This is a genomic window from Streptomyces sp. KM273126, from assembly GCF_004337435.2.
In the GTDB taxonomy this organism is placed as follows: domain Bacteria; phylum Actinomycetota; class Actinomycetes; order Streptomycetales; family Streptomycetaceae; genus Streptomyces; species Streptomyces acidicola.
Genome location: NZ_SJXB02000001.1, coordinates 4885999 through 4902671 on the forward strand (window position 1 = coordinate 4885999; position 16673 = coordinate 4902671).

The window sequence follows — 16673 nt, forward strand, 5'->3', positions numbered from 1 at the left end:
CGATGGCTCCGCCCTCCCTCCCCCAGCCTTTGGACCGATTGCCTGGCGAACCCCCGTCGTGGGACGGCGACCAGTCATGGGACGACGACCGGGCGCATGGCCGGTCGCCCGAGCCCGTGTACTCCCGCATGCCCGAACACCCCCGCAGATCCGAGGTGTTCGGCCTGCCCGCGACACCCGCCTCGGTGCGGCAGGCCCGGGAGATCGTGCGGGAGGTGCTGGACGCGTGGGGCGCGGCGCCCGAACTGTGCGACGACGCCGTCCTGGTGATCTCCGAACTCGTCACCAACGCGTTCACGCACACGAGGAGCGACCGTGTCGTGTGCCGTCTGAACCTCGGCGGCGGACGGCTGCGCGTCGAGGTCGAGGACCAGAACCGCGACGCGACGCTGCCGGAGCAACGGCAGCCGGACAGCGACGACCAGAACGGGCGCGGCCTCATGCTGGTCTGCGCGCTCTCCAGCGACTGGGGGGCCGGCGCGAGCGCCCACGGTTCGGGAAGCGTCGTCTGGGCCGAACTCGCCTGGCGGCCGGCCGAGCCGGCCCCGGCAGCCGTCGACTCGCCCGTGCGGGAGACCCGGTCCCCGGTGTGGGAGGCCGCGTCGCCGATACGCGGGTCCGAGGCGCCGTCGAGCACGGCGCGTCCGGTGACGAAGGGCGTGACAGCACCGCCCGACGGCAGCGCGCCACCGCTGACGGCGGCCGTGCCCCTCCCGGCGGCCCGCCGACCGGCGGTCACGTCCTCCCACGTCACCCGGCCCGTCCCCCGCTCGGCCGAAGGGCACCTGCCGCATGGAACTCCAGCATTCCCCTGACCTGTGGCCGCACACCCCCTCCGTACCCCGTCCGCGTGATCCCCGGCCCGCACGACTGGCCCTGCCCGTGGGGCTCTCCACCACCCTGGGCTACGACGCGGTGGGGACCTCCCGGGAACACGGCGAGCGGATCATGGCGACTCTGCCCCGGGTGGGCTGCGTCTTCGCCGACGACGAGCTGTGGTGGTGGATCGTCCCCTCCGGCTCCCACATCGACGTCACCTGGCCGGCCGGGACCCGCTACGCCATCGGCGCCCGCGTGGCCCACCCGCCCGGGACACACACCCGGCCGAGCTTCCGGCCCGGCGGCCCGCGCCTGATCCACGGCCCCGACGGCGACTGGCCCTACACTCCGCCCATTCCGCTGTACGTCGCCGTCTGCCGACTCACCGGCAGCACACCGCACTGGTCTCCGGGCTCCCCGAACTGACCGTCCCCGCCGTACCCTTGGCCCGTGATCGAGGAGCACGGCGGGGGAGCGGGGAGCTTGGGCGGCAGCGGAGCCGGGGCGGACGGCGCGGAACACGGGACCCCCGAGGGCGCGGACGGCATCGACGTCCTCGTCCTCGGCGGAGCCGGGGTCGACACGATCGTGTACGTCCCCGAGCTGCCGCTCCCGTTCGCCGACAGCTACATGGTGCCCACGATCGAGACCCGGGCGGGCCAGACCGGCGACTTCCTGGCGGCCGGCGTGCACGCGCTGGGCCTCGGGACACACCACCTCGACATGATCGGCGACGACCACGAGGGCGACCTGGTCCGCGCGTTGCACCGTGAGCGGGGAATCCCGCTCACCGCCGTGCCCCTGCCCAGCGGCACCAGACGCGCGGTGAACCTGGTCGCCCCGGACGGACGGCGGCTCTCCCTGTACGACAGCACCCGCACCCGGGACGCGGACCGGCTGCCGGAGGACACCGTGCGGGCCCTCGCCACGGCCGCCCGTCACGTCCATGTGTCCCTCTCGCACCCGTGCGCCCACGCCCTGCCGCTGCTCCGGGAAACGGGCGTGACGATCTCGACCGACCTGCACGACTGGGACGGCGTCAACCCGTACCACGAGCCCTTCGCTCTCGCGGCGGACCTCGTCTTCGTGTCGGTCGCCGCGCTGAAGGACCCGGAGAGGACCATGCGGGGGATCGCCGCCCGCGGTCGCGCCCGGGTGGTGGTCGCCACGGCCGGCGCCGACGGGGCGTTCCAACTCGTCGACGGCGAGCTGACCCACATTCCCGCCGTCACACCCGAGGCCCGCATCATCGACTCCAACGGCGCCGGTGACGCCTTCGCCGCGGGCTATCTCTTCGGCCACCTCTCCGGTGAGTCCCCGGAGAGGCGCGGCCTCTACGGCGCCATCGCCGGCGCCCACGCCTGCACCGTCCCGGCCACCCTGACCGACCCCATCAGGCGGGACGAACTCCTCGCCAGAGCCGGGGAGTCGCCGACCTGACAGGTGTCAGTGGCCGGTCGTCGCCAGCCGGGCCGCCGCCTGGGCCCGGGCGGCCTCCAGGACCGCGAGGAGGACCGCCTTGGCTGAGCCCCGTTCGCGGACGTCACAGAGGACGACCGGGGTGGAGGGATCCAGGTCGAGGGCCTGGCGGACCTGATCGGCGCTGGCCTCACGGCGGCCGTCGAAACAGTTGACACCCACGGCGAACGGGATGTCCCGGGCCTCGAAGAAGTCGATCGAGGCGAAGGACGCGTCCAGACGGCGGGTGTCCGCCAGGACCACGGCCCCCAGGGCGCCGGTGGACAGGTCGTCCCACATGAACCAGAAGCGGTCCTGGCCGGGCGTGCCGAACAGGTAGAGCACCAGCTCGGGGGAGATGGTGATCCGTCCGAAGTCCATGGCGACCGTCGTGGAGACCTTCTTCTCCACGCCCGCCAGGTCGTCCACGCCGACACTCGCCGCGGTGATCCGCTCCTCGGTCTCCAGCGGCGCGACCTCGCTGACCGAGCCCACCATGGTGGTCTTGCCCACGCCGAATCCGCCCGCGATGAGGATCTTCAATGCGGTCGGCATGACCTTCTCAGAGCCGACGGATACCATCCATCACCCTTTCGATGAGTTCCACGCTCGGCTGCTCGCTCAGCGCGGGCGGGGACTGGACAATGATCAGCTCGCCGTTGAGGAGGTCTCCACAGAGCACCTTCACCACGCTCACCGGCAGGTCCAGCTGGCCGGCGATCTCGGCCACCGCCACCGCGCGATCCCGGCACAGTGCCAGGATCGCCATGGACTCCGGTTCCAAGTGGTCGTGGTCCCACTCGTGGTCATGCCGTGAGACGACGAGCGTGATGAGGGTGAAGTTGTGTTGGCTGTGGCGCGTCCGACCGCCGGTGATGGCGTACGGACGGACATGGCGCCCGGCCTGCTCATCGTCGAGCCAACGGGGCTCACGCATCCCGCACGTAACCGGCCGGGGCCTCCACGCGTGGCGCGGCGGACAGGTACTTGCCCACCTGCTTGACCAGCGTGCCCATCTCGAAGGCCATCATCCCGACGTCGACCTCCTCGGAAGCGATGGCGGCGAGCCGCGCGCCCTGGCCGGCCGCGGTGACGAAGAGGAACGCCCGATCCATCTGGATGACCGTCTGCTGGACCTCTCCGCCGTGGAAGTGGCGTGCCACCCCCCGGGCGAGGCTGTGCATGCCCGAGCCGACCGCGGAAAGGTGCTCCGCGTCGTCGCGGCGGATGTCCCTCGACTTGCCGATGAGGAGGCCGTCCCCGGACAGTACGACGGCGCAACGGATCTCCGGTATCCGCTCCACCAGCCCGTCCAGGAGCCAGTCCAGCTGGGGACCGGAGTGTACCTGCTCAGTCATTCCTGAATGTTCCTCACAGTTAGTTGGCGCCTGGGTGCGCCGGTCAGGTGGCGCGTCGGGGAGAGCGCCAAGTCGTGGGGGCGCTTGTGGCGCCCGTCAGTGGGCGCCGGGGTCGCGCGGTGGCCGTGGTGCCTCCCGGTCGTCGGTGTCGTCGGAGATCCGGGCCCGCTTCAGGCCCTGCTGTATGGCGATCATGGCGCGGGCCGACGCATCGGGTGAGAGTCCGGCCTCTCCACTGTCGCTCCCGGGCTGGTGGACCGCCTCCTTGCGCAGCTGCTGGGCGAGGCTGGCTCCCCGGGTGCGCTGCGGCAGGATCGTGGGAGTGGTCAGCGGGCCGGTGTCCTGCGCCGGGTTCGCAGCGGGTGCCGGGGCCGAGCCACGGGTGGGGGCGGACCTGTGGGGCTCGCCGCCCGGCCTCGCGTCGGCACCGCGGGCCGAGGCCCTGGCACCGGCGTCGATACCCGTACCACGGGACATCGACGTGGCGCCGACTCCCGTGCCCGCACCCGCGCTGAGCCCTGCTCCGCCGCTGAGTCCCGGACCACCGGTGAGCCCTGCTCCGCCGCTGAGTCCCGCTCCACCGCTGAGCCCCGCACCGGCACCGATTCCCGCTCCGGCCGTGGACTCCGCACCGGACCGTACGCTCCAGTCCCCGGGATGACCGTGGCCGGGCTCGGCGTGGTGCACGGGGTGTTCCTGCGGGGCGGCCCATGCCGTCGGACCGGACTCGCCGGACGCCCCGTTGCCCGACGAGGGGGGCAGCAGACCCGCACCGCCGTAGTCGGGGAATCCGCTGTAGTCCGGCATCCGCGTGTGCGTCAGCACGTCACCGGCGGAGGCGGAGACGACCGCCGATCCGGCGATCACGTCGCCCGCGCCGCCGGACCCGGCACCGGCGCCCACCCCGGCGAGCGCGGTCTCGGCCACCGCCGGAGGCATGTCGGTGTCCGCCGCGCCGGACCCGCCGATGCCGGGGCGTTCGCTCGGCGCCTGCACCTGGTTCACCGTCGCGGCCGCCGACTTCAGCTGGTCCAGGACCGGCGAGTCGATCTCTTCCAGCAGCTCCGAGGGCAGCAGCATGACGACGAGCGTGCCGCCGTACACCGACTCGCGCAGCTCGACCTTGATTTTGTGCCGCTCGGCGAGCCGGGCCACCACGAAGTGACCGAGGCGCGGGTCCTCGCCCAGCGCCGTCATGTCCAGCTTGGGCGGGTGCGCGAGCAACTCGTTGGCCTGCTCGCGCATGTCGTCCGGCATGCCGAGGCCGTGGTCCTCGACGTGCACCGCGAGGCCCTTGGCCACCTTCGTCGCGCTGAGGAACACCTGCGTTTCCGGCGGGGAGAAGCTCGTGCCGTTCTCGATGAGCTCGGCGAGCAGGTGGGTCACGTCGGCGACGGCCCGGCCGGTCAGGGCCAGACGCCGGTCCGCGGGAAGGTTCTTCACCTTGACCCGGGTGTACGCCTCGGTCTCCGCGACGGCGCTGCGCATCACGTCGGTGATGGAGACGGGCGCGGTCATCCGGCGGCTCGGCGGGGCGCCGGAGAGGATCACCAGGTTCTCCGCGTGCCGCCGGACGCGGGTGGCGAGGTGGTCGACCTTGAAGATGTCCTTCAGCAGGTCGGAGTCCTCGTGCTTGCGCTCCAGGTCGTCCAGGAGAGAGATGAGGCGGTGGATGAGGATCTGCGTGCGACGGATGAGCTGCGCGAAGACCTTCTCGGTGCCCTCGCGGCCGAGGCTCTGCCGTACGGCGGTGTCGGCGGCGACACGGCCGAGGTGGTCGATGGCCGCGCCGAGCCGCTCGATCTCGTCGGCGGAGTGGTGGGCCTGGGGGGCGACCGGCTGCGGCTCGATGCGCTCGCCGCGCTCGATGCGGGCCAGCAGCTGCGGCAGCCAGACACCGGACAGTTCCTCGGTCTTCTGCTGGAGTTCGGTCAGCCGGTCCATGGAGGAGCGGTGGCCGCGCAGCGCCAGCAGCGCGCCGGCGACGAGCGCGGCCAGTGTGGCCGCGGTGCCCAGGAGCACGCCGATCAGCAGGTCCCCGGCGCGGTCGGAGGCGGAGTCGCCCACGCCGCGCACGGAGTCGGCGCCCAGCGTCTGCAGGTCGCCGACCACGGTCCCGGCGGCGTCCGGCCACGACGGCGCCGGCTGGGGCAGGTCCGTGCCGCGGGCGCCCGTGACGGCGTCCTCGACGGCACCGATCGACGTCCACTGGCGGCTGTCGGTGATCTCCCCGAAGGAGGTGGCCCCGCCGGCGGGCAGGTCACGGGCGGTCAGCGCGGCCCGCAACTCCCGCTGGACCGCCTGGTACTGCAGGAACTGGGCGCGGACCGTCTCGCTCATCTGCCGTGAGGGCAGCGCGCCGGAGATCAGCGCGTCCTCGCGCGAGAGCATCTCCGTCAGCCGGATGACAGCCGTCGTGGCGGTGCCCGCCTGGGCGAGGGACACGTCGTCGCTGTCCAGGGCCGCGGCGATCACATCGGTGCCGTTGGTGATGGCGCCGGTGAAGTACTGGAAGGCGGCGGTGCCGCCCAGGCGGCGCTCGTCGAGCGCCTTCCGCCGCTCGACCAGGTTGTCCAGCGCCTCGCCGAGCTTCTTGCCCGCGCTCGTCAACGCCGGGGTGTCCAGCCCGGAGGAGGACTTCGTGAGGTAGGAGGCGACGGCGGCGTCCGTCTTCTCGCGCGCCTCGTCCAGCTCCGTGCGGGCGTCGTCGCTGCGGCTCGCCTGCCACATGGCGGTGAGACGGCGCTCCTCCTGGAGCCGGTTGATGAGCTCCTGTGCGGGACCGGCGACGGCGGACGCTCGGTCCGTCTCGGCCCGCAGCTGCATCTGCTCGTCGACGAGTCCGACCGCCGTGTAGCCCCACACACCAGTGGCGAGGACTGCGGGCACGACGAACGGCACGACGAACGAGAACCGGAGATTCTTGCGAGAGGCGGACCTGTGACGTGTCCGCCGGTCCCGGGTGCCTGGCATCTGATTCCTCGTACGACAGCGAAACACTGGTTGAACGGTCGGGGCGTTTGGTGCGCAGTGCCCGAGATCCCCCGCGCGTGCCGCCTTGACAAGGGCTGGGCATATGTCAGCGGCCGGGTGAACCGTACCAGGCCATCGGCTCACCGTCAGCATCCGCCCGACCACAACTTCCGGGGCATTCACACCAGTTGACGGAAATCACAAAAGTGCTAGAAGTTTTGGGGTGTACAGTGCGCCGGCCGAACCGATTCCGGCCACCGTGTCGAAGTAGATCGATGTGAGTTCGGCGTCCTGCTGCACCGCCCTCAACAGCGACAACCGCTGCTCGTGCGGATCCAGTTGAGCGACCCCCAGCGTGGCCTCGTAGCCCGCCGTGAGGGTGTTGTCGCGGTCCTTGGCGTACTCGTCCAGCGCGGCATCGAGCCGTTCCGGATTGCTTCCCAGTACAGGACCTGCATGTTTCACAAAAGATTCCACTTGTATGAACGCATCGCTGATTCCGCGTGCGGTGATGGAGTCTTTGTGATGACCGGAGTCGCCGATCAGCACCCAGCCGGGACCGGACGCCTGCCGGAAGTAGTTCCGCTGGTCGCCCGTGCCACGCAGCCGCTCGACCGGTTCCCTGCCGTCCAGGCGCTCGTACAGTCCGGGTGCGGTGGTGCGGATCTGCTCCAGATAGGCGCCGTACGCGTCCGCGCGGACCTCGTCGAAGCGGGACTGCGGGAAGTACGCGAGGAGCAGGGTCGCGTCGTCGTGGGTGGCCACCGCCGCCACCCAGGCCCCGGCCCGTTCGTGCAGCTCCAAGGTGGCCGGTACGCCCGTGAAGTACGTGTAGTACGCACAGGTCAGCCGGGGATCCTCGACCGTATACGGCGCCTCGACGAGGCCGGCGACCGTGGAGCGCATGCCGTCGGCGCCGACGACGAGGTGGGCGCGCTCGCTGAAGGGCTGCCCGCCGTGCCTGCCCTCGACACCGACGACGCGCCCCGTGTCGTCGTACAGCAGACCGGTCACCTGGCACTTCTCGCGGTACTCGGCGCCGGCCGCGATCGCGGCCTCGACCAGGACGGCGTCCAGGACATGGCGCCGGGGGGCGTACGCGGCGCGCTGGCCCTCGACACCCCGGGCGCATCCTTCGAGCCGTATGTCCGCCACCTCGTACGACACCCGGTCCAGGGGCGGGCAGCCGGTGGCGCGCAGGGTGTCGAGCAGGTTCCAGCGGGCGAGGGTCGCGATGCCCGGCTGGTGGATGAGATGGGTGGAGAGGGTGTCGGAGCCGAAGGCCCCCTTGTCGAGCAGGAGGACCCGGTGTCCCGCACGGGCCAGCAGCATGGCGGTCGGGGCCCCGGCGCAGCGCGCCCCGACCACGATGGCGTCGAACATGTGGGTGCCTCACTTGCGGTATTGAGTTGAGCGGTTGGGGAGGGGTGGGGGATGGAGGGAGGTTGTGGGGGGTGTGGCGGGGACGGGGTTCAGCGGGAGCGGGAGAGTTCCGTGATCAGGGCCCGTCGGTCGATCTTGCCGTTGGGGTTGAGCGGCAGCAGGTCGAGGACGGAGATCCGGCGGGGCAGCATGTACGGCGGCAGCCGGTCACGCAGTCCCGCGAACAGGGCGTCGGGGTCGCAGCCGGGACCGCTGACCACGGCCTCCAGTTCCGGCTCGCCGTCGGGCGCGGGAACAGCGAGCACGATCGCGTCCCGCACGCCGTCCTGTTCGCGCAGCATCGCCTCGATCTCCCCGAGCTCGATCCGGTGGCCGCGGATCTTCACCTGCTGGTCGGTGCGCCCGAGGTGGATCAGCAGGCCGTCCTTGAGGGCCACATGGTCCCCGGTGCGGTACCAGTGCCCCTCGGCCGGTCGGCCCGTCGCGTCGAGCTCGACGAAGCGGCCGGGGTTGTTCGCCGCGTCGAGGTAGCCGGGGAACCGCTGCGGACCGCGCATGCACAGCTCGCCGTCGTCGGAGGGCTTGCCGTCCTCGTCCAGCAGCAGGAAGTCCAGCGTCGGGAAGCAGCTGCCGATCGGTGCCGTGCCGTTGGGAGTCTCGGGCCAGTCGGCGGGGTCGGCGGGGAAGCGGTAGCCCGTGCAGGAGATGGTCAGCTCGGTCGGGCCGTACAGCACTTCGAGGGCGCTGTCCGGTGCGGCCTCCCGCCACTCGCGGGCCGCCGCCAGCGTGAGGGGTTCGCCGCCGAAGATGCTCCACCGCAGCGTCGGCATGCTGCCCGGCTTCAGGGTGCCCAGCCGGGAGGCGAAGGCGATGAGGGACGGCACGGAGAACCAGTGGGTGAGCCGCAGGGCGTTGATGGTCTTCACCGGGGACAGGAGCTGGCTGCGCGCCGGCACCACCAGCGTTCCCCCACCCGCCCAGGCGACGAACAGGTCGTGCACCGAGCCGTCGAAGGTGAGCTCGAAGGCCTGTGAGAGGCGGCTGCCCGGCCCGATGTCGTAACGGGACGCCACATGACTGAGATTGGCCGAGATGTTGCGGTGAGTGATCGGCACACCCTTCGGTGCACCGGTCGAGCCGGACGTGAAGATGATGTACGCGAGATCGTCCGGAGTGACCCGTGGGTACTCGATGTCGGGTTTGGCCTCGGCGACCAGATCGCCCAACTCACTTGGCACCAGGACGAGTTGAGGAATGGCTGGATCGTTTCCGGGCGTGTCCGTGAGGACGAGGTCCAGCTCCGCCGCCCGTGCGATGTCGGCGGTCCGCCCCGCCGGATGCTCCGGGTTGAGCACGACGACGGTCGCGCCCGCCCGCAGGATCGCCAGGTAGCCCGCGTACGAGACCACCGACCGGCTCGCCATCAGCCCGACCCGCCGCGGCGGGACACCGGCCCCCGCCGCGACCAGCCGCCCCGCGATCCGCTCCGCGAGGTCCCGCAGCCGTGCGTAGGTGAGCTCCTCGCCGTCGACCTCCAGAGCGACCACCGAGTCCCCGAACTCGTCGGCGGACCGGGCGAACCAGTCGTAGAGGGTCACCGGGTGGCTCACCGTCCCGGTGCCGGAGGTCAGTGGAGTGACCTCCGGGATCCCGCTGCCGCGGGCCGTGGCTCTCGCCGGGTCCGGCGCGCCGGCGTCGGCCGCGCTCGTCCCGGCTCTGTGCTGTGGGGTGAGCACCGCGTCCGCGGGCACCCCGTCCGCTGTCCGTGAAGCAACCCCCGTGCCCCTGCCGACTGCTCCCGGGGACCGCGGCTCGCTCGCCGCGTGGTCGTCCTCGGGGGTCCGGATCTGCGGATCAGTCATCGCGCCGCGGCCTCCAGAGCCCGGGTCCATTCGCGTAGTTCGCCGACCGTGCGCAGCCGGCCGAACTCCTCGGGGTCGACCTCGTGGTTGGACCGTTTCGTCAGCTCGACGACGATGCGCAGCTTCGCGAGGGAGTCGATGCCGATCTCGGTGAGGGTGGAACCGTCGTCGAAACCGGTGCGGGCGTGCTCGCGCAGCACCCATGAGGTCAGGTCGCTGTCGTCGGCGGTGGTCCCCTCGCCCTGCCAGTACCGCTTTGTCTGCCAGGGATACAGGGGGAGCGGCACGTAGTTGCCGCCCCTCTTGAACTCCTTGTTCCAGTCCACGTGCTCGCCCCTGCGGTACTGGGCGGCGAGCTCGGACTCGCCGCCCGCGCCCGGCATCCCGGTGAGCGCGGCGACCAGTTCCTCGTGGGTGGCGCCGACGACGGCCATCCGGTGCTCGTGGTGCTGGCGGCGGGTGGCCGCGCTGAAACAGATGTCCCGCACCGAGTGGGCCCAGCCGGGTCCGGTGGGGGAGAGGTGCTCGGCGTACCTGCGGGCCAGGGCGTCGAGGGCCGCGGGCGTACGGGCGGAGAGCGGGAGTACGTATGGTTTGCCCGGCTTTGCGTCCCTCACGCGGGACTTGGGGGCGTCGGCCTGGCGCAGGACCACATGCGCGTTGAGCGCCGAGGAGCCCTGTGCGGAGACGCCCGCGACGGCCGGCCGGCCCCGGTCAGGCAGCTTGCACAGGGCGCCGGGTATCGCCAGCGGCAGCCTGTCCCAGGGGACCTTGGGGTTCGGGGTGCTCAGGTGGAGGCTGGCCGGCACCTTCCCGTGCTCCAGGCACAGCACCGTCTTGATCAGCCCGGCCAGACCGCCGGCGGCCTCCGCGTGCCCGATGTTGGTCTTCACCGATCCCACCAGGAGCGGCCGGTTGGTGGGCCGCCCCCGGCCCAGCACCTGGCCCAGCGCGGTGAGTTCCAGCGGGTCGAAGGAGGGGGAGCCGGAGCCGTGCGCCTCCACGTAGTCCACCTCGGCCGGGTCCAGTGCGGCGTCCTCGTACGCCCAGCGCAGCACCTCCAGCTGCCCGGTGAGCGAGGAGTTGAGCACCGAGTCGCTGGTGCGGCCGTCGTTGCCGACGGCGCTGCCCTGGATGACGGCGCGGATGCGGTCCCCGTCGGCGAGGGCGGCCGTGAGCGGCTTCAGTACGACGACACCGACCGCGTCGCTCGGCGCGTGCCCGTCGGCTGCCGCGTCCCCGAACCGGCTGCGCCCGTCGGCGGACATGCCCCCGGCCGCGGTCATCACCAGACCTTCATCGGGGCGTATTTTGATGTTCACCCCGGCCACCAGGGCGAGGGGAGTCTCCCTGGCCCGCAGGCTCTGCACCGCCTGGTGAACGGCGGTCAGCGACGATGAGCACGCCGTGTCCACGACGACGCTGGGCCCGCGAAGGTCGTAGAAGTGGGACAGTCGGGCGGCCAGCAGTGAGCGGAAGTTGTGGAGGTGGGCGGCGGTCACCGCCTCCGGGCCCTGCCGGAGCGCCAGCTCCAGATAGTCCGCCCGTGCGTTGCCCACGAACACCCCGGTTCGACTGCCGGCCAGCTGGTCGGGCCGCTGGCCCGCGTCCTCCAGCGCTTCCCACGCGGTCATCAGCAGCAGCCGCTGCTGGGGGTCGAGCTCGACCGCCTCCGCTCCGGACAGCCCGAAGAACTCGGCGTCGAAGCCGGCGGCATCCACGTACCCGGCGCGTCGGCTGGCGAGCTTGCCGGGGCCGGGATGGGGATCGAACAGAGCGTCGACATCGTAACGTTCCGGTGGGGTTTCACTCGTGACGTCGCTACCGCTGCGCAGCAGGGCCCACAGTTCATCGGCCCCGGATGCGCCGGGGAGTCGGCAGGCCATACCGACCACTGCCACGGACCGTGAGTCCACGTCCGACCTCTTCAACGGAACTCTCCTTCACTGCTTCGTCGATGAGCGTGTGTGATGGCGCGCTTGACGTCCGCTTCACCACCGGGGTCCCCGGCTGCGGGCGGATGGGAACGGGTTACGAGTGTGAGGCGAGTTCCCGGACCTCGTCGACCGGGGTCACCGCCGTGCGGCTAGGTGCGTGGCTTGCGCCTAACCGGAACGGCGGCCGACCGATCCGGATAGTGCACCGTGGTGCTGTGCGCACAGTGGATCTTGGCGTGAAACCGTCCAGGACGCCAGGGTGTTCCCGCCCACACTCGCGTCGTGGTGCCCGCGTACCGAACCGCACTTGCCCCACCGACTCAAGCCCTCTCTCCCCAGCGCGCCGCACAGGCGATCGTCGAAAATCGGCCCACCGCACGATTGTCGTACGCGAAATCGTTTCCGCCCGTTTCCCGCCCAAGGATTGGCGGGAAGTGATCGCCCGAGGTTGAAACCTGTAAATAGTTGGACAGACTCTGAGATTGGGCATGCGCACGAGGTGGCCGGACCGGAGGGGCCCTCAGGTGCTCAAGCGGGGTCCTGAGGTCACGTCGCCCCGGCCGTCCAGGTGTTGATGATGAGCCAAGTGGGACGGAATTTAAGGGGTGGGGTGATCCGCGGAGTCGTATATTCTGCTTTCATCTGACCTCATGGATCCCCTGACCACATCCGAGCAGACGCGCCTCGCGGGTGATCAGCGCAAGCTGCGACTGCAGGTTCTCGGCCTCAACAACGTCGACGCGGAAGCCACCTTCGACCGTGTCGCCCGGCTCGCGGCAAGCTTCACCCAGTCCCCGCTGGCCATGGTGAACTTCATCAACGACGAGCGGCAGATGTTCCGCGGCATGTATGTGCCGACCTCCTCGCCCGACGACAAGGCGGACCCCGACCACGGAGCCATCCCCTTCGACCTGAGCAACCTCTCCCGAGAGGCACCCGGCGACTACGGCTTCTGCCCGCACGTGGTGGCCCAGGGGTCCCAGCTCGCCCTGGACGACGTCTTCGACTACCCGCGCTTCAAGGGAAACGCCCTGGTCAACGACCTGGGCGTGCGCTCGTACCTGGGCACCCCGCTGCGCGACAACACCGGCATGGTGCTCGGCACCGTGTGTGTCGCCGACTTCAAGCCCCGGGCCTGGGACCGCCGAATACGGGAGCACATGCAGGAGCTCACCGAGACCCTGCTCGCCGACTTCAAGCTGCGCGACAGCCTGCTCGCCCAGCAGCAGGAACTCTTCGCGGTCTTCGACGGCGCCCCCTTCCCGATCATGCTCACCGAGGGCCCGAACCATCTGCTGCGGTACGCCAACGGCAAGCAGGGCCAGGCCTTCGGCATGGTCCCGCAGTTCAGCCCGGGCAGGATGGCACTGCCGGGCCTGGAGTCCATCGGGGTCTTCAACGCGATGGACGACGCCTTCCACGGCGGCCGGCCCGCCACGCTCGGCCGCGCCCAGATCGCCACGTACGACTACCCGCAGCCACAGGAGTTCAGTTTCCTGTGCACCCCGGTGCGCACCTCGCCGGGCGCTCCCATCAGCGGTGTTCTGACCGTGGCCATGAACATCACCGGTCAGGCCTACTCCGGCAGCGAGCAGCAGGCGTTCGCGGCCAACGTCCAGGAACGCTTCGAGCGCCTCGGCACGAGCGGGATCGCGGGAGCGTTCCCCGGCTGAGCGGCTCCGGGCAAGGTCAGGTGAAGTGGCCTGCGGGTGTGTCGTGGCCGGTCGCTCCCCCGGGTTGTCGGCCCGGGCTTCACCGGGTCCGCTTGGCTGATTCAGGTGGTAAGGGCACGGAGTTCGATGTGCGCTTCTCCGTGGCGCCGGGTGTCCGAATATCGGTGTACAACGTAACGCCGGTTGTCCGGACCGGACATGCGACGGTTCACCGGGTTCCCGGGCTGGCTGCCTGGTGGATCGGCGGACGTGTGGCTCATGCGTGTGATCGGGCCGGTGGCGTCCGGGGCCGGTTGACCTGCGTTCCGGATCCGGGAAAGCGGAATCCTTCGGGGCGAGGGCGGGGCAGCTCGGCGGGAGCCGGCCCGGAGGTGGTTCCGCGTCAGCGGGACCGGTACCGCATCTCACGCGGGCTCACGCCGTACCGCTGCCGGAACGCCGTGCTCAGCGTGCTGGCCGAGGAGAAGCCCGAGGCGTGGGCCAGGTCCGTGATCGTCATGTGCTCGCACTCCGCGCACTGAAGGCGGTCACGGACCAGCCGCAGACGCTCCTCGCGGATCAGATCGCGGGGCGTGGTGCCCGCGCGCTGCAGGGCGAGCTGTATCTGGCGCAGCGACCAGCCCAGGGCATGCGCCATCGACGTACCCGTGAGGCCCGCGTCGGAGGCGTGCTCGCGCACATAGCGGCGGACCATGGCCTCGACCTCGCCCAGGTGACCGGGTGCGTCGGGGCGGTCGTCGCCGACGGTGAGCATGCAGACCAGTTCGACGATGCGGTCGGAGACGGCGTTGAACTGAGGGTCGGTGAGGTGGTCGCGCTCCTCGTGCAGGTCGTTCAGCATCGAGTGCACGATCCGGCCCAGACCGCGGGTCAGGTCGAAGCCCGTCGCCACCGGTGACTTCCGGTTCAGCGGGCCGTCCACCTCACAGGCCGGGACGGTGAGGATGAACGCCTCGATGTCCGCGCCCTGGTGGCACAGGAACGGCGCCCCGAACGTGACCAGCGCACCCGTCCCCGGGGTGAGCCGGGCCTCCTGGCCGTCCTGCCGCAGCACGATCTCCCCCCGCACGGGGAGCAGCAGACGGTAGTCCTCGTCGGGATCGTGCCGCACCTGACGCGGGGTCCGGCTGTACTCCACCTCGTCCGAGGAGTACCTGACGAGCTGGTAGGCCCCGGTGAGCTGGCGGATCGTCTCGCCGTGGAAGCTGTCGGGCCGGGTGTATCTGAAGCCCATCCGGGAGTGGTACGCCCCGATGTGCTCGCTCCAGAAGTCGGCGCGTTCGTGCGGTTCCACATCCGAAGTGGTCTGCGACTCGACGGTGTAGCTTCCCGCGGGCAACGAATCTCCTTCGCGGTGACGGGTCCCGACCGTGTCGTACATGCTCTTCTGTACGGCCGGGCGACGCTTTCCGTTCGCGTACACCGGCTGTTACTGCGGGAAACCCTAGTGGGCCACCAGTTGCCATGGGCGACCATCAGCCAGGGCATATGCCGGAGTTGCGTGCCGCGCACCCTCCCGCGCCGCGCGCACCAGCCGTGCGCCCCACGGCAACTTCCCTGCGTGTGAGGGAAAGTGGGCGCGCCGTCATGGAACTACCATCAGGCGCTCCGCCCACTCATGCGCGCCCGAGGCGACGTGAGGACGTGGCGAATTATGCACGTGACGTAAGGACTTGTGACCTCATGACCGAGCCCATGCCGGAGGCGGTGACCTGGGGCCTGGCCGCGCTGTTGCTGGCCACTGCCGTGCTTCTGCTGCGTCAGCACGGGATCACCCGTCGGCAGCGCGGACGCAGCGTGGTCCTCGCGGACGGACTGCGCGCACGCGACGAGGAACTGCGCCATATGGTCCTGGTCCGCCTCCCCGCCCTCGCGGACTCCTCGCACCAGCCCGTCCCCGGCCCCCTCGACGCCCGGCTGGCCGACACGGAGTTCGCGAAGGGTCTCGACGAGATCCTGGCCCGCTTCTCCGGCGCCGTGGAGCACGCGCAGGCACGCGCCGACCAGTCCGCGAAGGCCGCGCTGAAGGCGTCGATGCGTTCCATCCAGGCCCTCGCCAACGAGCAGCAGGTGTCCATCTCCGAGATGCAGGAGCGGCACGACCGCCCCGACGTGCTGCGCGACCTGATGGAGATCGACCACACCAACGCCCAGTTCGGCCGCCGCGCCCAGGCCATCGCCGTGCTGTGCGGCTCCTGGCCGGGGCGCCAGCGCGCGACCTCACCGCTGGTCGAGGTCGTCCGCGGTGCGACGTCCCGTATCCGCGACTACCGGCGCGTCCGCGTCACCGGCCAGGTCGACCTCGCCGTCGAGAGCCGCGCGGTGGAGCCCGTCGTCCTCGCCGTCGCCGAGCTCCTCGACAACGCCGCCCGCCACTCGCAGCCGGGCACCCACGTCGAGGTCAATGTCCAGGCCGTGCACAACGGCGCGTGCGTGGTCATCGACGACGCCGGCGTCGGCATGGACGGGCAGGCGGTCGAGCGCGCGGGCGAGTTGCTGAGCGGGCGGCTCTCGGTGGACGTGACCCGCCTCGACGACCCGCCCCAGTTCGGCTTCTCCGTCATCGGTGTGCTCGCCCGGCGCTACGGCTTCAGCGTCTCCGTGGACACACGGTCGCCGTACGGCGGTGTCCGCGCCGTGGTGTTCGTCCCGTCGGGCCTGCTCACCCACGCGGACACCCCGGCCCCGAAGCCCGTGGTCGTTGAGACGCCCGCGCGCCGTACCCCCGCACCCGAGCCCGAGCCCGAGCCGGAGTCCGTGACCGAATTCGCCTCGCACCGGACGGAGCAGGAGGGCACGACGGTGGGCGGTCTGCCGAAGCGGCGCCGTCGCACCCCGTCGAAGGCCGCCACAGCCCCACCCCCGGCCCCGTCCGCCTCCGCCTCGACGGAGGACGCCCCCACCCGCTCGCCCGAGGAGAACGCCCGCATCATGGGCGCCTTCGCCCGCGGCACCCGCTTCGGCCGCGAGGCGGGGGAGCGGGGAGAGCGGACGGTCGGCGAGGCCGAGCGCCGGGAAGCGTCGGAGGAGCCCGTACCGCCCGCCCCGGAGACGGCGGCCTACGAGCCCGTGCGTGACGGCGCACGGAGTGAGAGCACCGCACCCACGGAGGACGCGCCGAAAGCCGCGGGCGACGCCGCCGCCGGGGAGACGGACCGGTTCGAGGCCGCTCTCGAAGCCATACGCCGTGCCTCCGCTCCGGAATCCGCG

The 16673-nt window shown here is 71.2% G+C and carries 12 protein-coding genes and 1 pseudogene; 5 read left to right on the top strand and 8 right to left on the bottom strand.

The annotated features are described in order from the left end of the window. Positions 1 to 38 precede the first annotated feature (38 nt). The 3 genes from E0500_RS20880 to E0500_RS20890 all read left to right on the top strand — a co-directional run bounded on the left by E0500_RS20880 (position 39) and on the right by E0500_RS20890 (position 2259). Positions 39 to 815 (top strand): anti-sigma regulatory factor, encoded by a 777-nt coding sequence (locus E0500_RS20880; RefSeq protein ID WP_258572879.1) that lies wholly within the window; start codon positions 39 to 41, stop codon positions 813 to 815. After that, complete coding sequence (locus E0500_RS20885) at positions 793 to 1245, top strand: hypothetical protein (protein WP_131561612.1); 453 nt, start codon at positions 793 to 795, stop codon at positions 1243 to 1245. Before E0500_RS20880 ends, E0500_RS20885 begins: the two co-directional genes overlap by 23 nt. A gap of 120 nt (positions 1246 to 1365) precedes the next feature. Next, complete coding sequence (locus E0500_RS20890; RefSeq protein ID WP_309505235.1) at positions 1366 to 2259, top strand: adenosine kinase; 894 nt, start codon at positions 1366 to 1368, stop codon at positions 2257 to 2259. A 6-nt stretch (positions 2260 to 2265) separates the two neighbouring features. Here E0500_RS20890 and E0500_RS20895 read toward each other — a convergent pair whose 3' ends face one another. The 7 genes from E0500_RS20895 to E0500_RS20925 all read right to left on the bottom strand — a co-directional run bounded on the left by E0500_RS20895 (position 2266) and on the right by E0500_RS20925 (position 11784). After that, entirely contained in the window at positions 2266 to 2859 is a 594-nt protein-coding gene (locus tag E0500_RS20895; RefSeq protein WP_131561615.1) for an ATP/GTP-binding protein, read from the bottom strand. Next, a complete protein-coding gene (locus tag E0500_RS20900; protein WP_131561617.1) occupies positions 2840 to 3214 on the bottom strand; it encodes a DUF742 domain-containing protein in 375 nt (124 codons plus the stop codon). Before E0500_RS20900 ends, E0500_RS20895 begins: the two co-directional genes overlap by 20 nt. Further along, positions 3207 to 3635, bottom strand: a complete 429-nt coding sequence (locus E0500_RS20905; RefSeq protein ID WP_131561620.1) for a roadblock/LC7 domain-containing protein — start codon at positions 3633 to 3635, stop codon at positions 3207 to 3209. Before E0500_RS20905 ends, E0500_RS20900 begins: the two co-directional genes overlap by 8 nt. A 96-nt stretch (positions 3636 to 3731) precedes the next feature. Continuing rightward, positions 3732 to 6608, bottom strand: a complete 2877-nt coding sequence (locus tag E0500_RS20910) for a nitrate- and nitrite sensing domain-containing protein (RefSeq protein WP_165934932.1) — start codon at positions 6606 to 6608, stop codon at positions 3732 to 3734. Between the two features lie 198 nt (positions 6609 to 6806). Further along, complete coding sequence (locus tag E0500_RS20915) at positions 6807 to 7991, bottom strand: NAD(P)/FAD-dependent oxidoreductase (protein WP_131561624.1); 1185 nt, start codon at positions 7989 to 7991, stop codon at positions 6807 to 6809. An 89-nt stretch (positions 7992 to 8080) separates the two neighbouring features. Then, positions 8081 to 9853 (bottom strand): amino acid adenylation domain-containing protein, encoded by a 1773-nt coding sequence (locus E0500_RS20920; protein WP_165935237.1) that lies wholly within the window; start codon positions 9851 to 9853, stop codon positions 8081 to 8083. Then, positions 9850 to 11784 (bottom strand): type I polyketide synthase, encoded by a 1935-nt coding sequence (locus E0500_RS20925; protein ID WP_131571462.1) that lies wholly within the window; start codon positions 11782 to 11784, stop codon positions 9850 to 9852. Before E0500_RS20925 ends, E0500_RS20920 begins: the two co-directional genes overlap by 4 nt. Before the next feature lie 656 nt (positions 11785 to 12440). Between E0500_RS20925 and E0500_RS20930 the strand changes: the two genes are divergently transcribed. Then, positions 12441 to 13463 (top strand): GAF domain-containing protein, encoded by a 1023-nt coding sequence (locus tag E0500_RS20930; protein ID WP_131571465.1) that lies wholly within the window; start codon positions 12441 to 12443, stop codon positions 13461 to 13463. A gap of 382 nt (positions 13464 to 13845) precedes the next feature. Here the strand turns inward: E0500_RS20930 and E0500_RS20935 are convergent, their stop codons facing one another. Continuing rightward, entirely contained in the window at positions 13846 to 14802 is a 957-nt protein-coding gene (locus E0500_RS20935; RefSeq protein ID WP_131571468.1) for a helix-turn-helix domain-containing protein, read from the bottom strand. Between the two features lie 344 nt (positions 14803 to 15146). On the opposite strand from E0500_RS20935, the pseudogene E0500_RS20940 reads away from it, so the two are divergent. Then, a pseudogene (locus tag E0500_RS20940) lies at positions 15147 to 16451 on the top strand (ATP-binding protein); the annotation flags it as partial. Positions 16452 to 16673: the final 222 nt, after the last annotated feature.